Annotated in this window: 15 protein-coding genes; 8 read left to right on the top strand and 7 right to left on the bottom strand. The window is 66.7% G+C overall.

Annotated features, from left to right (window positions below):
• Window position 1: 1 nt before the first annotated feature.
• Both ACXDF8_RS00315 and ACXDF8_RS00320 read right to left on the bottom strand, forming a co-directional pair.
• The gene (locus ACXDF8_RS00315; RefSeq protein WP_457221255.1) at window positions 2-1,093 is read right to left on the bottom strand and encodes an ABC transporter ATP-binding protein; all 1,092 of its coding nucleotides are present in this window, start codon (window positions 1,091-1,093) and stop codon (window positions 2-4) included.
• The gene (locus ACXDF8_RS00320; RefSeq protein ID WP_457221685.1) at window positions 1,094-1,990 is read right to left on the bottom strand and encodes an ABC transporter substrate-binding protein; all 897 of its coding nucleotides are present in this window, start codon (window positions 1,988-1,990) and stop codon (window positions 1,094-1,096) included. It abuts the gene before it with no gap.
• A 216-nt stretch (window positions 1,991-2,206) separates the two neighbouring features.
• Between ACXDF8_RS00320 and ACXDF8_RS00325 the strand changes: the two genes are divergently transcribed.
• Both ACXDF8_RS00325 and ACXDF8_RS00330 read left to right on the top strand, forming a co-directional pair.
• Complete coding sequence (locus tag ACXDF8_RS00325; protein ID WP_457221256.1) at window positions 2,207-2,563, top strand: LapA family protein; 357 nt, start codon at window positions 2,207-2,209, stop codon at window positions 2,561-2,563.
• A 73-nt stretch (window positions 2,564-2,636) separates the two neighbouring features.
• Window positions 2,637-3,653 (top strand): hypothetical protein, encoded by a 1,017-nt coding sequence (locus ACXDF8_RS00330; protein WP_457221257.1) that lies wholly within the window; start codon window positions 2,637-2,639, stop codon window positions 3,651-3,653.
• A gap of 126 nt (window positions 3,654-3,779) precedes the next feature.
• On the opposite strand, the gene ACXDF8_RS00335 is transcribed toward ACXDF8_RS00330, so the two are convergent.
• Genes ACXDF8_RS00335 through ACXDF8_RS00345 form a run of 3 tightly spaced genes read right to left on the bottom strand, consistent with a single transcriptional unit; the run spans window position 3,780 to window position 6,644 of the window.
• Window positions 3,780-4,823: a phosphotransferase family protein gene (locus ACXDF8_RS00335; RefSeq protein ID WP_457221258.1), complete on the bottom strand. Its 1,044-nt coding sequence runs from the start codon at window positions 4,821-4,823 to the stop codon at window positions 3,780-3,782.
• A gap of 16 nt (window positions 4,824-4,839) precedes the next feature.
• Window positions 4,840-5,445 (bottom strand): histidine phosphatase family protein, encoded by a 606-nt coding sequence (locus ACXDF8_RS00340; RefSeq protein WP_457221259.1) that lies wholly within the window; start codon window positions 5,443-5,445, stop codon window positions 4,840-4,842.
• 38 nt (window positions 5,446-5,483) lie between these two features.
• The gene (locus ACXDF8_RS00345; RefSeq protein WP_457221260.1) at window positions 5,484-6,644 is read right to left on the bottom strand and encodes a CaiB/BaiF CoA transferase family protein; all 1,161 of its coding nucleotides are present in this window, start codon (window positions 6,642-6,644) and stop codon (window positions 5,484-5,486) included.
• Window positions 6,645-6,710: 66 nt separating this feature from the next.
• On the opposite strand from ACXDF8_RS00345, the gene ACXDF8_RS00350 reads away from it, so the two are divergent.
• Genes ACXDF8_RS00350 through ACXDF8_RS00370 form a run of 5 tightly spaced genes read left to right on the top strand, consistent with a single transcriptional unit; the run spans window position 6,711 to window position 11,429 of the window.
• Window positions 6,711-7,754, top strand: coding sequence for a phosphotransferase family protein (locus ACXDF8_RS00350; RefSeq protein ID WP_457221261.1), 1,044 nt, complete (start codon window positions 6,711-6,713; stop codon window positions 7,752-7,754).
• Between the two features lies 1 nt (window position 7,755).
• A complete protein-coding gene (locus ACXDF8_RS00355; protein WP_457221262.1) occupies window positions 7,756-8,514 on the top strand; it encodes an SDR family NAD(P)-dependent oxidoreductase in 759 nt (252 codons plus the stop codon).
• Window positions 8,515-8,527: 13 nt separating this feature from the next.
• On the top strand, window positions 8,528-9,835 hold the full coding sequence (locus ACXDF8_RS00360; protein ID WP_457221263.1) for an acyl-CoA dehydrogenase family protein: 1,308 nt from the start codon (window positions 8,528-8,530) through the stop codon (window positions 9,833-9,835).
• Window positions 9,832-10,455: a TetR/AcrR family transcriptional regulator gene (locus ACXDF8_RS00365; protein ID WP_457221264.1), complete on the top strand. Its 624-nt coding sequence runs from the start codon at window positions 9,832-9,834 to the stop codon at window positions 10,453-10,455. The genes ACXDF8_RS00360 and ACXDF8_RS00365 overlap by 4 nt, the downstream gene beginning before the upstream one ends.
• The gene (locus tag ACXDF8_RS00370) at window positions 10,455-11,429 is read left to right on the top strand and encodes an NADPH:quinone oxidoreductase family protein (protein WP_457221265.1); all 975 of its coding nucleotides are present in this window, start codon (window positions 10,455-10,457) and stop codon (window positions 11,427-11,429) included. The genes ACXDF8_RS00365 and ACXDF8_RS00370 overlap by 1 nt, the downstream gene beginning before the upstream one ends.
• A 153-nt stretch (window positions 11,430-11,582) precedes the next feature.
• Here ACXDF8_RS00370 and ACXDF8_RS00375 read toward each other — a convergent pair whose 3' ends face one another.
• The gene (locus ACXDF8_RS00375) at window positions 11,583-11,705 is read right to left on the bottom strand and encodes a hypothetical protein (protein WP_457221266.1); all 123 of its coding nucleotides are present in this window, start codon (window positions 11,703-11,705) and stop codon (window positions 11,583-11,585) included.
• 259 nt (window positions 11,706-11,964) lie between these two features.
• Here ACXDF8_RS00375 and ACXDF8_RS00380 point away from each other — a divergent pair, with 259 nt between their 5' ends.
• Entirely contained in the window at window positions 11,965-14,184 is a 2,220-nt protein-coding gene (locus ACXDF8_RS00380; protein ID WP_457221267.1) for a hypothetical protein, read from the top strand.
• Between the two features lie 8 nt (window positions 14,185-14,192).
• Here ACXDF8_RS00380 and ACXDF8_RS00385 read toward each other — a convergent pair whose 3' ends face one another.
• On the bottom strand, window positions 14,193-16,070 hold the full coding sequence (locus ACXDF8_RS00385) for an alkyl/aryl-sulfatase (protein ID WP_457221268.1): 1,878 nt from the start codon (window positions 16,068-16,070) through the stop codon (window positions 14,193-14,195).
• Between the last annotated feature and the right edge of the window lie 50 nt (window positions 16,071-16,120).

The raw sequence follows: 16,120 nt of genomic DNA on the forward strand, positions 1-16,120 counted from the left end.
CTCACCCGCTGGTGTCCAGGGCTTGAAGCACGTCGGCGGCCTTAACCCCGCCGACCACCTGCCCATCGGCGTCGACGGCAACTCCGAGCCCTGACGGCGAGGACAGTGCCGCGTCCAGTGCCAGCCGGAGGGTGCCGTCCGGACCGAACAGCGATCCCCCGGCGATTGTGCTGTCGTACAAGGAACTTCCGGCGCGGTGCAGCTCAACGCCCTCGGCATTGATCCACGCGTACGGCCGGCCGTCGTCCTTGGTCACCAATCGCCACTCGCCGTCCGACAGCGACAGTGCGTCGATCCCGGCCTCGGTGACGGTTGCGACGTCGTGCAACGGCAACCCGGCGGCCGCTCGGAACTGCAGCCCGCGGTATCCACGGTCGGCGCCGATGAACCCCGCGACGAAGTCGTTCGCGGGATTGGACAGCAGCCGCGCCGGCGCGTCGTACTGCTGCAGGGTTCCGCCGGGCCCGAAGACCGCCACCCGGTCGCCGAGGGTGATCGCCTCGTCGATGTCATGGGTGACGAAGACGATGGTCTTCTGCAATTCGCTTTGCAGGCGCAGGATTTCGACCTGCAGCTCATCGCGCACCACCGGGTCGACTGCCGAGAACGGTTCGTCCATGAGCAGGATCGGCGGATCGGCGGCGAGCGCACGGGCCACTCCGACGCGCTGCTGCTGGCCCCCGGAGAGCTGTGCGGGGTAGCGATCGCCCAGTTTCGGATCCAGACCCACCCGTTCGAGCACCGAGTAGGCGGCTTTGCGTGCTTCCTTGCGCGACTGGCCCTTGAGCACCGGGACGGTGGCGACGTTGTCGATGACCCGTTGGTGCGGCATCAACCCGCCGCTCTGGATGACGTAGCCGATGCCCAGGCGCAGCTTGACCGGGTCGACGCCGGCGATGTCGCGACCGTCCACGGTGATCGTCCCCGACGTGGGCTCGATCATCCGATTGATCATCCGCATCGATGTGGTCTTGCCACAGCCCGACGGACCGACGAAGACCGTCAACGTACCGGTCGGCACCTCCATACTCAGGCTGTCGACGGCCACCGTGCCGTCCGGGTATGTCTTGGTGACCGTCTCGAAGGTGATCATCTATTTCCCGATCGGTTTGTCGAAACCGTTGTCCTGGACCCACTGTCGCGCGGCCTCGTCCGGGTCGACCCCCGAGTTACCGGCCACTGCCGTGTTGAGGGCGATCAGCCCGTCGGTGGACAGCTTCGCCGAGACCGCGTCGAGCACCGTCTTCAACTCGTCGGACTTCTTCTGCGAGCTGACCAGCGGGACGACGTTGGCCGCCAGGAAGTTGTTCTTCGGATCCTCGAGCACCACGAGTTTGTTCTGCGGAATGGCCGGCGAGGTGCTGAAAATATCGGCCGCCGTGACGGTGCCGTCGACGAGCGCACGCACCGTGGCCGGCCCGCCGCCGTCGCTGATCGAGACGAAGTTGTCCGGTTTGATGTCCAAACCGTACTTGGCCTTCAGCCCCGGCAATCCCTCGGCGCGGGTGAGGAACTCAGAAGGAGCACCGAACTTGACCTCCGCCGAATGGGCCGCCAGATCGCCGATCGTCTTGAGGTTCCACTTCTGTGCGGTAGCAGCGCTGACCGCGACGGTGTCGGTGTCATCGGCCGGCGAGGGCGTCAGGATCGACAGGTCACCGGGCAGCGCCCGGGACAGCGCCAGCTCTACCTGATCGGGCGTCGTCACCGTCGTCTTCGGGTCGAAATACTGCAGCAGGTTTCCGGTGTACTCGGGCACCAGGTCGATGGAATGGTCGCGGACGGCGGGGATGTAGGTCTCCCGGCTGCCGATGCCGAACTGGCGGCCCACGGTGAACCCGTTGGCCTCCAGCGCCTGGGCGTAGATCTCGGCAACGATCTTAGACTCCGGGAAGTCTGCGGAGCCCACCACCAGCGACTTGAGATCACCCGACGTCGTCCCGCCGCCAAGGGGGTTGGAACTGCCGCACGCCCCGACCACCGGCAGCATCACCGCGAGCAGAATCACCGCCAACCACAGTCGCTTTGCACCCCGCGACTGGTTCATGAACGTCCCTTCCACCCCGGCCTTGTCCCGACAGTAACGGCAGCCGCCGACACCCGCCCGGGTTTGAATCACGGCAGACGTCATCTGCTCGGTGCGGCACTATGTGTTTCTTTCTGGCCGCGTGTTTCTTTCTGGCCGCGAACGGGCAAAGATGGCTTCATGAGCAGCGAACCCCAGGTATCGCCTACGGAGCCGACACCGCCACCGGCGGTACCCCCACATCCGCAGCCGACGGACAAGGCGCTCAACGAGGTCAAGTTCACCCGGGCGGCTGCGCTCTGGTCATCGCTGATCTTCGGGTTGTTGATCCTCACGATCCTGCTGGTCTTCATCGCCCAGAACACCGAGTCGGCAACGTTCGCGTTCCTCGGCTGGGGCTGGACCCTGCCGCTGGGTGTGGCCATCCTGCTCGCCGCGGTGTGCGGCGCGCTGATCACGGTGCTCGTCGGCGCGGCAAGGATTTTCCAGCTGCGCCGCGCTGCCAAGAAGAACCTCAAGGCCGCCCGGCAGGTGTAGCACCACGGCGGGCACCCCCGCTCCCCCCGCGGTATCTTGACGTCCTCGTCAGTCCGCGTCGATCGGGGTCTACATGCTCACCGCCACCGCCACCGCCACCCGCCCTTGGGTGACCACCGGAGTCGCCCTTCTCGGCGCCGCCGTCATCGCCGTCCCTGCCACCGCGCCACAGGCCGCCATTCCCCAGGTCCATCTGCCGGCGATCGACCTGTCCGCGTCGGTGCTGGATATCTTCACGGTCCCGGCGCTGCGGCAGTACGTCGCCAACCAGATCGAGGGCTACGCGACGCTGGCCGCAGGCTTCGCGACCGCGGGCGTCGCCGCCGGCGAGGCAGTCGGGGCGCTGCCCTCCACGGTCGTGACCTGGGGACAGCAGGTCGTCACCGGCGACTGGCTGGGCTCGTTGACCACTGCGGAGGACTATGTGGTCGACTCCGCGGCCTCGATCATCCTGCCGATCCTGAATGCATACATCACGAACAATGTCCGGACCCTGGCGGTCCAGTCCGCGCTGTGGACGGCGGTCCCGCAGGCCGTCTACTTCGCGGGCCGGGGCGTATACCAGTTGTTCGACGGTGTCACCCGGGCGTTCATCGTGGCGACCCAGGATGTGCTGGCGGCGATCAAGACGCTGGATCTGACCACCGTCGTCGACGCCGTCGTGGCCGGCGCCCAGGGCGTGATCAGCTCCGTCGGCTCCGGCGCCCAAGACGTCGTCGATGGCATCGTCGACGCGCAGACCACCCTGGCGAACGCATTCAAGGTCTACCCGACAATCCCGGCGTCGTCGGTGACGCTGTCCAGCGCCGCGGAATCGGGGAACTCGGCGGCAGCGGCCAGCGCGGCCAGCTCCACCACATCGTCGGCCGACGCCACGAGTGACGTGGCGACCGACACCACCACCGACACCACCACTACGGCCACCACCACTACGGCCACCACCACCTCCGCCACCTCTGGCACCTCCGCCACCTCTGGCCGCACGAAAGCGTCACGCACGCCGGCTTCGGCCAAGGCGTCGGCGAAGAGTTCGGCCGACTCGGGCAGGAAGGGTGTCGGCGGCAGCAAACGCACCGCGCACGCCGGCTAGTGACGTGATCCCGAGCGGGTCGACTGCGATCACCGGCGCCTAGACCGGGATGGGGCGATCGCCTGGGCGCTCGCCGATATCGTCTTGGTCGACGCCGTTCCTGGAGCCGTTCAACGGCTCACAGCACTAGCGTGACAACGTCTGCAAACCACGCTCGATCAGGATCGCTACAGCCTGACCCGCGCCGTCGTTCCCGTCGGAGTCGTCTGCGTCGTCGGTGGTCGCCGCCATCCGCCGGCGGAAGTCGATACCCGCGGCGATGATCGCCAACTTGAAGTACGCCAATGCCATGTAGAAGTCCCAGTGCGCCAACGGGCTTCCGGAAACGATCGAGTAGCGGTGCGCCAGTTCGTCGGCGGACGGCATCTGCGGCGCCGTCCACGCGGTCTCCTCGTTGAGGATGAGGTTCAGCGCAGGGTCGCGGTGCACGCACATAAGCGCCGCATCCGAGAGCGGGTCGCCGAGCGTCGAGAGTTCCCAATCCAGCACGGCCCGAACGATTGTGGGATCGTCGACGTCCAGAATGGTGTTGTCGATGCGGTAGTCGCCGTGCACGATCGAGGTGCGGCTCTGCTCGGGCACCATGGCGGCCAGCTTCGCATGTAGCCGTTCGACGTCGGTGTCCCGCGCGTCATCCGGCAGCCGTACGTGCTGCCACTGCGAACCCCACCGGCGCACCTGCCGGTCGAGGTAGCCCGTCGGCTTTCCGAAATCGCCCAGCCCGACGGCCTCCGGGTCGATCTCGTGCAAGTCGACCAGCACCCGAATCAGGCTGTCGGCACACGCACTCACGACGTCCGGCCCGCCGAGGGCGTCCAGCTGCACCCGGCTGCGCACCACTTGCCCCGGCACGAACTCCACCATCTGGAACGGTGCGCCGCCCACGGAGTCGTCGTCGCGCATGGTGACCGCGCGCGCCACCGGTACCAGAGTGCCGGCCAACGCCGCCACCACCCGGTATTCGCGGCCCATGTCGTGGGCCGACGGCGTGAGCCCCTGCAGCGGCGGGCGGCGCAGTACCCACGACGAGGCGTCGTCGTGAATGAGGAACGTCAGGTTGGACCTCCCCCCGGAGACGAACCTCGCCTGCAATTCTCCGGTGCGAGGGACACCGGCCTCGTGCAGGTGCCGGTCCAGTGCTGCCAGGTCGAGTCCGTCGAGTGAAGTCACCCGCTATGTATAACTGCTAGCGCTGATTGCGCGGCAACAGGTCCCACACATGCTCGGTGCCGTTGACCGTGGCGACGGTGCCCTGTCCACTGCGCGAGTACAGCACCCTGGTCACCGAGACGTAATCGATGGGGAACGACAGCAGCCGCGCGGTACCGAGCAGCTCGTGCAGGATCACGTTGATCACCCCACCGTGGCTGAAGACGGCCACCGTCTCGTCGTGTTCGGCGGCGGCCACAACGGCGGCCAGCGCCGCGCTCACCCGGGCACGGAATGCGTCCTCGTCGACGCTGCTGGGCAGGTGCCCGGCCGCCATCCGCGCCCACTCCTGCGGCCGCTCGGTGCGGACCTGCTCGATCGGGACGTAGTGCGACATGCCTCGGTCGTACTCGGCGAAGCGCTCATCGACGTCGACGACGAGCCCACGTGCCTCGGAGACCGGCGCGGCGGTCTGTACCGCCCGGCGTTGCGGACTGCTGACCAGCCGGGCAATCGGGAACCGGTGCAGCGCGTCGGGCAGGCGCCGCGCCTGCTCCCAGCCCTGTTCGGACAACACCGGATCGGCACCCTCGCCGGCTTCGGTCCGACGCGGCAGGGCATGCCTGACCAGCAACAGCTGCATGAGTGACGTGATCCTTTCGGTACCGGGGGGTGCGCCGGTCAGCGCTCCGGCAACTCGGCCAGTATCTCCGCGGTGTGCTCGCCCAGTTTCGGCGCGGTCGAGCGCGGAGCCCACGGCGTGCCGTGGAAGTCGACGGGAGTGGCGATCATCGGCAACGAGCCGTCCTCGCCGGGAACCTCCACCAGGCCACCCGCCGCGTGGAACTGCTCATCGCCGAGCACGTCCTGCATCGAATTGACCGGCGACCAGAACAGGTCGGGTTCGGTCGCGAAAATCTCCGCCCACTGCGACAACGGCTTGGTCGCGAAAATCTCGTCGAGCATGCCGATCAGCTCACGGGCATTGCCGGCCCGGTCCCGGGCAGCGGCAAAGCGGTTGTCGGTTAGCCACTCCGGGCGGTCCACCGCACGGCACAGCGCGGGCCAGTGCCGGTCGGCCTCCAATCCGACAAGCCAGAACCGCCGGCCGTCGGCGGCCAGGTAGTTATTCATGCAGGGGTTGCCCATCGCCTCGCGTTGGCCGATGGCGATCGGGCTGCCGGTGAGCAGGAACGTATTCAGGTCGAAGCTCACGGTGTAGACGCCCTGCCGATACAGCGAGGTGCTCACCAGCTGACCCCGGCCGGTTCGTGCACGGGCGACCAGGGCGGCGTTCACGGCGGCGGCCAACGTCATCCCGGTCGTGTGGTCACCCATGCCGCCCCGCTGGAACGGCGGGGTCTCACCGGGCCGTGTGAGCAGATCGGCGACCCCGGAGCGCGCCCAGAACGCGGCGACGTCGTAAGCCGGCCGGTCGGCGTCGGGTCCCGATTCCCCGTAGCCGGTGATCAGGCCGTACACCAGGCGGGGATTGAGCTCGGCCACCGAGGCGTGGTCCAGTCCGAGCCGGCGCAATGCCCCCGGCCGAACATTGGTGATGAAAACATCTGCGCCGCGCAGCAATTGGCGTGCCGTCGCCAGGCCGGTATCCGTTGTCAGGTCGAGTACGATGCTGCGTTTGGAGCGGTTGTCCATTTCGAACGGCGGGTTGCCCTCGTCGCCAAGACCCAGCATCCGGCCGAACATCCGGCCCGGATCACCGGTCGGCGGTTCGATCTTGACGACGTCGGCCCCCCAGTCCGCCAGGATGCCGCCGGCGGCCGGTCCGGCGACCCAGACACCGAGCTCGACAACCCTGATGCCCTCCAGCGGTCCCGCCATGCGGCAGACACTACCGGTGACCGCAGTGGAGAATGCTATTCTCCCAGCAGAGACTTGAGGAGTGCTATGACGAGAACGGTGGTTCCCGAGGGTCTGGACGTCGCCGCACTCGGCCGGTGGCTCGACGGCCAGAACGCACCGGGCGCCGGCGAACTCCCGGTTGCCGAGGTGCTCAAGGGCGGCTCGCAGAACATGCTTTACCGGATCCGCCGGGGCGGTGACGCCATGGTGATGCGGATGCCGGGCCCCCGGGCCGACCAGCGCCGCCTCGACGAACTGCTGCGGGAGATCCGCCTGGAGCGCGCGTTGAAGGACACCGACGTTCCGCACGCCGAGTTGGTGGCCGCCGACGAAAGCGGCACGGTGCTGGGCAAACCGTTCTACCTGATGGAGGAGATCGACGGCTGGAGTCCAATGGACGGCGGCTGGGCCGCCCCCTTCGACACCGATCTGTCGGCCCGGCGCGGGTTGGCATTCCAGCTCATCGAGGGCGCGGCAAAGCTCGGCAGTCTGGATTGGAAGGCCCAGGGGCTGAACGGATTCGGCAAGCCGGACGGCTTCCACGACCGCCAGGTCGATCGCTGGTTGTCCTTCCTCTCGGCGTTCCGAGTCCGAGAGCTGCCCGGCCTCGACATCGCGGCGGACTGGTTGCGGCGCAACCGGCCCGCGCATTTCACGCCGGGAATCATGCACGGCGACTACCAGTTCGCCAACGTCATGTTCGCCCACGGCGCACACCCGCGGCTGGCAGCCATCGTCGACTGGGAAATGACCACCATCGGGGATCCCCTGCTCGACGTGGCCTGGGCCCTGCTGGGCTACGAGGACGAGAACCCGAAGGATGACGGCTTCTACCTTCCCATGGCGGGCATGCCGACCCGCAGTGAACTGCTCGCCCACTACGAGAAGATCAGCGGACTGCCGACCGAGAGCATCCATTACTACCTCGTGCTGGCGAACTGGAAGCTCGGCATCGTGCTGGAGAAGACCTATGCGGCCGCGGTCACCGGTGGCCAGGCCGACCCGAAGATCACCCAGGCATTTGAAACGATGGTGCCCGATCTGATCAGCACCGCAGCACGGCTGGCGCAGAACGGAGAGGACAGCTGAAATGGGTTATGCAGAACAGCTTTTCGACATGACGGACCGGGTGGTGCTGATCACCGGCGGTAGCCGCGGGCTCGGCCGGGAGATGGCCTTTGCGGCGGCCCGCTGCGGGGCCGACGTGATCGTCGCCAGTCGCAAGTACGACGCCTGCGTGGCGACCGCCGCCGAGATCGCGGCCGAAACCGGGCGCACCGCCATGCCCTACGGCGTGCACGTCGGGCGGTGGGACGAACTCGACGGGCTGGTGGGCGCCGCCTACGAGCGATTCGGCAGGGTGGACGTGCTGGTCAACAACGCCGGGATGTCTCCGACCTACGACAAGCTCACCGACGTCAGCGAGAAGCTCTTCGACGCGGTGATGAACCTCAATCTCAAAGGCCCGTTCCGGCTTTCGGCGCTCATCGGTGAGCGGATGGTCGCCGACGGCGGGGGTGCGATCGTCAACGTCAGCACCCACGGCTCGCTGCGGCCGCACCCGTCGTTCATCCCCTATGCGGCCTCCAAGGCCGGCCTCAACGCGATGACCGAAGGGCTGGCCCACGCGTTCGGACCGACGGTGCGGGTCAACACGCTGATGCCCGGACCGTTCCTCACCGACATCAGCAAAGCGTGGAATTTCGGCGACCACAACCCGTTCGCCCGCCACGCTCTGCAGCGCGCCGGAAATCCCAACGAAATCGTCGGCGCTGCATTGTTTCTGATGTCCGATGCCGCCAGTTTCACCACCGGCTCGATCCTGCGGGCCGACGGCGGCATCCCCTGAGAAGGAGACTTTGATGGCATTCGATTTCTCGGTCGAGCCAGAGTTCGAAGCGAAGCTGGAGTGGATTCGCGACTTCGTCCGCGAGGACGTCGAGCCCCTCGAGGTGATCTTCCCCGGCTGTGAGTTCCTTCCGCTGGACGCAGAGCGCCGCAGGGTCGTCGACCCGCTCAAGCAGAAGGTCCGCGACCAGGGCCTGTGGGCGCCACATCTGGGGCCGGAACTGGGTGGTCAAGGTTTCGGCGCGGTCAAGCTGACGCTCATCAACGAGATCCTCGGCCGCGCGACCTGGTCGTCGATCGTCTTCGGCACCCAGGCACCCGACACCGGTAACGCCGAGATCCTCGCGCGGTTCGGCACGAGTGCGCAGAAGGACACCTACCTCGCCGGGCTGCTGTCCGGGGAGATCTTCTCCACGTTCTCCATGACCGAGCCGCAGGGCGGATCCGATCCGCGGGGGTTCACCACCCGGGCGGTGCGCGACGGCGATCACTGGGTCATCGACGGCCTCAAGTACTGGTCGTCGAATGCGTCGGTCGCCTCCTTCTTCATCGTCATGGCCATCACCGACGCGGAAGTCCCGGTGCACAAGGGCGCTTCGACGTTCCTCGTCCCCAAGGACACCCCCGGCGTCATCATCGAGGCCACCCATCGCCTGGTGGGCTCGCACCAGCACGATCCCGGGCATTCCCTGGTGCGCTACGACAACGTGCGGGTGCCCGCCTCGGCGATGCTCGGCGAGGAGGGACAGGGCTTCCACGTCGCGCAGTCCCGGCTGGCAGGCGGACGACTACACCACGCGATGCGTTCCATCGGCATGGCTCAACGCGCCATCGACATGATGGCCAGGCGCGCGAAGAGCCGCTTCACCCAAGGCAGCACGCTGGCCGACAAACAGCTGATCCAGGAGTTCGTCGCCGACTCCTACGTCGAGCTGGCGCAGTTCCGGCTGGCGGTGCTCTATGCCGCGTGGCTGGTCGACGCCCAAGGCGAACGCGCCGCGCGCGAAGCGATCGCGGTGTGCAAGATCCAGACCGCCAACGTGCTCAAATCGATTGGGCTGCGGGCTATCCAGGTACACGGTGGCCTCGGATTGACCGATCAGATGCCGCTGACCAACGTGCTCCTCGGCGGGCTGACTCTCGGATTGGCCGACGGCCCGACCGAGGCGCACAAGGTGAACCTGGCTCGCCAAATCCTCAACGGTTACGACGCCGAGGACCCGGTGTGGCCGAGTGAGTTCCTCGCCAATCGCATCGAGCGGGCCCGAGAGAAGTACGGCGACCTGGTCGATCGTATTCCGGCACTACCTGTTTCGCCGTGACCAGCCGTGCCGCGGCTGCCGTTGAGCGGGCGCTCGACGACCGCCAGCGAGAGGCCACCGAGGAGGTGGAGCGCATCCTCGCGGCCGCGCTGACCGTGATGCAGCGGGGTGCTCCCGATGCACCGCGGGTCGCCGACATCGTGCGCGAGGCGGGCGTCTCCAACAAGGCGTTCTACCGGTACTTCGCGGGCAAGGACGACCTGATGCTTGCCGTGATGGAACGCGGTGTCGCCCTGGTCGTCTCATACCTGGAACATCAGATGGCCAAGGAGAGCACTCCGCAGGGAAAGATCAGCCGCTGGATCAGTGGCACATTGGCCCAGGTTGCCGATCCGGATCTGGCCGGCATGAGCCGCGCCGTGATCGCTCAGATGTCGGATTCGGACCAGCGCCGCCTCGGCGCCGACGAGATCATGGCCGCGGTGCGTACGCTGCTGGTCGAGCCGATCCGTGAGCTCGGCGGGCCCGACCCCGAACGAGACGCCGACGCGGTGTTCGTCCTCACGGTCGGTACGATGCGACGCTACGTCGACTCGACTGATCAGCCGGGCCGCAAGGACATCGCACACCTGGTGCGGTTCTGCCTGCGCGGACTCGGTGTACCGGAAGGAGAACGCTGATGCGCGCCCTCGTCTGCCGCGAGTACGGCACCCCGGAGGACCTGGTCATCGAGGAGGTATCCGATCTGGTCCCGGGCCCGGGTCAGGCAGTCGTCAAGGTCCGCGCCGCGGCGGTCAACTATCCCGACGTCCTGCTGGTCGGCGGTAAGTACCAGATCAAGGTGCCCCCGCCGTTCAGCCCGGGCAGCGAGATGGCCGGCGACGTACTTGCCGTCGGCGACGGCGTCGACTTCCGGCCCGGTGACCGGGTTTCGGCGACCACATTCGTCGGGGGTTTCGCCGAGCAGGCGGTCGTCGACGCCCGCGGACTGAGCGCCATTCCCGACGGTGTCGATTACGCCGACGCCGCCGCCTTCGGCGTGACCAACAAGACCGCCTATTACACGTTGCGGACCGTTGCCCCGGTCGAGCCCGGCGACTGGGTGGTCGTGCTGGGGGCGGGTGGCGGTGTCGGGCTGGCCGCCGTGGACATCGCAGTTCTGATGGGCGCCAGAGTAATCGCCGCCGCTTCCAGCCCCGACAAGCTCGAGGTGTGCCGGCAGCGCGGCGCGGAAGCGCTCATCGACTACGACCGCGAGGACCTCAAGTCGCGGCTGAAGGAGATCACCGGGGCCGGCGGTGCCCAGGTGGTATTGGACCCGGTCGGCGGTGCCTATTCCGAGCCAGCGCTTCGCGGCCTGGGCCGCGGTGGGCGGTTCGTCACGCTGGGCTATGCCACCGGCCAAATCCCTGCGATCCCCTTGAACCTGGTGATGCTCAAGGGAATCACCTTGCTCGGTATGGAGATTCGGACGTTCGCCACCGACTATCCCGACCAGATCGGCCGCGACGACGCCGAACTCGCCGCACTGTTCGCCGAGGGCAAGCTGCGACCGTACATCGGGGCGCGGTTCCCGCTGGATCAGGCGGCCACCGCCCTGCGCTACGTCGCCGACCGCAAGGCCATCGGCAAGGTCGTCATCGACGTCGCCTGAGTCGCGGCAGGCATGGTGAACTCAGGGTGATCGGCGGGCATCCGAACCTCGAGTAGAGCGTCATGATCTGGTTAACAGCGCCACTCGAATCGCGACCGAACTGGTAGGCCTGATAGGAATCAGTTGCGCAGCAAGGCAGTCCAGCGCGCTCGGTCAACGGTTGGGGAACTCGATGAAACGGGCATTGCTCACCACTCGCACGGCAGCCGCGACCGTGGCCCTGGGAATCGGGGTGGCGTTGGCGAACGCCACCACCCCGACCGCCGCGGCCGACACATCCGGGGCTCATCAATCATCGACGGGCTCGAGTCCTGCCAAGGGACCCGCGGCGACAACGCGCTCCGCGAACCAGAACTCGACAGCAGCGACCCCGAGACCGAAGACCGGGGCATCCGCCCGGAAGACCGCAAGCGCCACAACCAGAGTTCAGGCCACAAGCGTCGTGCGATCGGCCACCACAGCGCGCCCCGGCACGGGCGCACTAAAGCCAAGCCCCGCACCCCTGCGGGGAAATTCGGAGTCACCTGCGAGCTGGGTGGCGGTCGCCGCCGCACGACGCGAACTCGGCGATCACCCGCTCGAGGAATTGGCCCGACGTATCGGTCTGGCCGTGAACACCGTGTTGACACCGGTGAACACCTTGGTCAGGAACCTCGTGGGCGTCGCCGATCCGCTGGACCCCGGCCAGTGCAAAGACGGCGTCTGCAACCCCACCAGCGACTTCTACCTGCCGTTCGTCCGAAACGAGGTCACCGTCCTCAACCTGACCGGTGGACCGGTCACCCTGACGAACCTCGACACGAAACAGCCGCTGACCTACGGCCCGCAGGAAGGGTACGTCCTCGACAACGCCCGGCTGGTTCAGCTGGCGTTCTATCAGAACTCCAGCGAATGGGATAAAGACTGGACCTACGAGGGCACGATGGGTTGGTCGACCAGCGCCACGACAGTCACCGTGGATGTCGATGCCGCCGGGGCCACCGCGTCGGTGTCGAACAGCGATGTGCAGACTCTCATCTTCGACACCCCGGAACCCGTCACCGGGGTCTCGGAAATCGCCAACCGACAGACCCTGGTGCTCCTGCCGAAGGCCGGCGCCGAGATCACGATCGACCCGACCGACGCGGTGGGTCAGGCGCTCGTCGCCATGGCGTTGTGCAAGGTGGCCGGCAGCTGCGGCCAGGAAGTCGTCGACGAGCAGGTCCTGCTCAGCGCCCCGAAACTGGTCGGCAACACCCTCTTCAACGACGGAACCGTCGACTCGACCAACAGGTACAAGGTGACTCACGAGGTGACCAAGACCAGCGGCGTCGAGGAGAACCTGAAAGTGGTCGCCGGTACCTCACTGAACTTCTCGCTCGGCCCGTTGTCGTTCCAGAGTGAAATCGGCGCATTGCTGCAGCAGAAGTACGGCCACAGCTGGAGCGACGGCGTCACCACCGAGTCGCAGGTGGACTTGAACGTCCCGCCGGGCAGCTACGGCCAGATATACGTGCAGTATCCCGAGTACCACGACTTCGTCAACATGACTCTCACCGAATCGGGCGTCACCATCAACATCCCGAACGTCGAGTACGTCAGCCTCGCGCCCTCAGGGTCGCTGGACCCCGACGGCACCCCCCTCGCGGTCACCTACACCACCGACGACTGGAAGATCGGAACCGGTCCGCACCCGTATCCCGACTCCGATTCGGTGCCGACTTCCCCGGAGAGCACGGTGGCCGACGCGGCCACGACGGTGTCCGACATCGCGGCGCCCGGCCCGGCACCCACCGCCACGCGCAAGACTCTGGTCCAGATCCTGGACGACTTCGTCAGCAGTGAGGCGCGGGCGTTTCGCACCCTGCCCGCCATCATGCTCACCGGTCAGGCGATCAGCTCGCAGACCTTCCGGGTCGTCAACCTCACGCCGTATCCGCAGACACTCAGCAGCATCACCGGAGAATACGAAGAGGACGACTCGCCGGAGAAAGGCTTTGTCCTGCAGCCCTTTCAGGCAATCGACTTCGAGGTGGATTACAGCGTCTGGAGTGATCAAGAGGCGTACGTGACGTGGACGAACGAAACGGGAGTGGACGCGTCGGCGGAGTTCAAGGTCTTCAACGGGGGCAGCGCGCCGCTGGTCACCTGTCAGAGCAGCAGCGGATGCATGGCCTACGGCTACGCCGACGAGGCGACGATGTACCTCATCTACCCGTACGCCAATCCCGGGAAGATCGACGTCACCGAAGACCCGAACCTTGCCAGCGCGGCCGTCGACACGGCCTGCTCACCGGCTTATAGCGGTTCAGTCCCGGGTTCGTGCGGCGTGAACGTCACCGGCGACGTCTACTACAACGCCCCGACAACCGGGCCCGTCCAGCAGCACATCAACCGCGGCTCGAACGAGAACAGCTATTACTACACCATCACCACCACCAAGAGTGAGTCGGCGAGTTGGTCAGCAGGCGGGGGGATCAAGCTCAAGGAGAAGGCCGGCGTGTTCGTCGGACTGCAGATCGAAATCGAAGCGTCCGTGCTGTACAACAGCTCGGTGCAGGTCAAGGACACCGAGTCCAGCACAGTCGTGCAGAATCTGCTGCCGGACTACGGCGGCGCCATCTACGTCGGCGACCCCTACCTTCGGACCTATGGCGACTACATCGTCAACCTGCCCAACCTCACCATGATCGTCACCGGCCAGTGGATCGAAGCGGCGTCCGGCCTCGGCGCTCAAGGACCGGTCGCGAACGTCGTCGACTACCCGCTCGCGTAGCGGCCATCTCAGGGTGTGATGATGTTGAAGTTCGGGTCGGGCTGGTCCAGCGCACCCAGCAGGGCCCCAAGCGCGTCCCCGTCACCGCTGGTCTCCAGCCCCGGCGAGGTGAAATCCCCTGCTGCGGCGGCCAGTAACCGCATCTTGGTGGCCAGCCGAACTGTCACCGTTGCGCTGGCTTCGTCGGCCGCGCACTTGCGGTAGACCAGTACACCGTTGCGCAGAGTGAGCCGGTAGTTGGCTCCGGTGTCGGCGAAGGTCATATCCACCGCGATGTCGAGGTCCCAGGCGCGCGGGCCGTTGACGCTGATCGCCAGTGCGTCGAACATCTGCTCTGGGGTCAGTTGCGCCATCATCGTGGTCGATGTCGTCTGCGTCGGTGTCCCGAAGTTGCCGTCGCGCAGTTCGGTCGCCCCGGATAGGAAGAAATTGCGCCACGTCGCGCATTCGGCCCCGTAACCCAGCTGTTCCAGGGTGTCGGCATACAGTTCGCGGGCGCCCGCATGATTCTCGTCGGTGAAGATGGCGTGGTCCAACAGCGTTGCCGCCCAACGGTAGTCGCCCGAATCGAACGCCGCGCGGGCCAGGTCGACGACTCGATCGATGCCGCCCATGGCTGCCACGTAGCGGGGCCCGGCCGCCTCCGGTGGGTGCGCCCACAGCCGGCCTGGGTTGCCGTCGAACCACCCCATGTATCGCTGATAGACCGCCTTGACGTTGTGGCTGACCGAGCCGTAATAACCGTGCGCGTGCCACGCGTCGTGCAGCGCAGGCGGCATCTGGAAACTCTCGGCGATCTCGATACCGGTATAGCCCTGGTTGAGCTGACGAAGAGTCTGGTCGTGCAGGTAGGCATACAGATCTCGTTGCAGAGAAAGGAATTTCACGATCTCTTCGCCGCCCCAGGTGGGCCAGTGGTGCGAGGCGAAGACAACGTCGGCGCGGTCGGCGAAGGTGTCGATGGCCTCGGTCAGGTACCCCGACCAGGCATGCGGGTCGCGGACCAGCGCACCGCGCAGGGTCAGCAGATTGTGCAGGTTGTGGGTGGCGTTCTCGGCCATGCACAACGCGCGATACTTGGGGAAGTAGAAGTGCATCTCAGCGGGCGCCTCGGTGCCCGGCGCCATCTGGAACTCGATCTCCACCCCGTCGATGGTGTGCGTCTCCCCGGTGGTGGTGATGTCGACGGTGGGCACGATGATCGCCACCTCGCCGGTGGATGTCTGCTGCCCAAGGCCGCACCCCACCTGCCCCTGCGGCCCTCGCTCGAGCAGCGTGCCGTACATGTACGACGCACGGCGGGCCATCGCGGTTCCTGCGTAGACGTTCTCCTGCACGGCGTGCTCGACGAAGCCCGCCGGGGCCAGCACCGCGACCTTGCCCGCGTCGACGTCAGCCTGACTGGTCACCCCCAGCACGCCGCCGAAATGGTCGACGTGGCTGTGGGTGTAGATCACTGCGGTGACGGGACGATCTCCGCGGTGGGCACGGTAGAGCGCCAGCGCGGCCGCGGCGGTCTCCGTCGAGATCAGCGGATCGATCACGATCACGCCCGTGTCGCCCTCGATGAAGCTGATGTTCGACAGGTCCAGTCCGCGCACCTGGTAGATGCCCTCGACCACCTCGTAGAGACCCTGTTTGGCGGCCAGGATGGACTGCCGCCACAAGCTGGGGTGAACCGACGCCGGAGCGTCACCGCCGAGGAAGTCGTAGACATCGTTGTTCCACACCACCCGGCCGTCGGCGGCGGTCACCACGCACGGCGTCAGGGCGGCGATGAAGCCGCGGTCGGCGTTGACGAAGTCATCGGTGTCGGTGAACGGCAGCGACGTCAGCTGCTCGGCATTGGCTGCTTCGATGACCGGGGTCGGCGGCTTGTGTTCCATAGCCCGCATCCTCGCCTACGACGACTCCTTTGGCACACCGTTCCGGGATG

This window comes from Mycolicibacterium sp. CBM1, assembly GCF_054073305.1.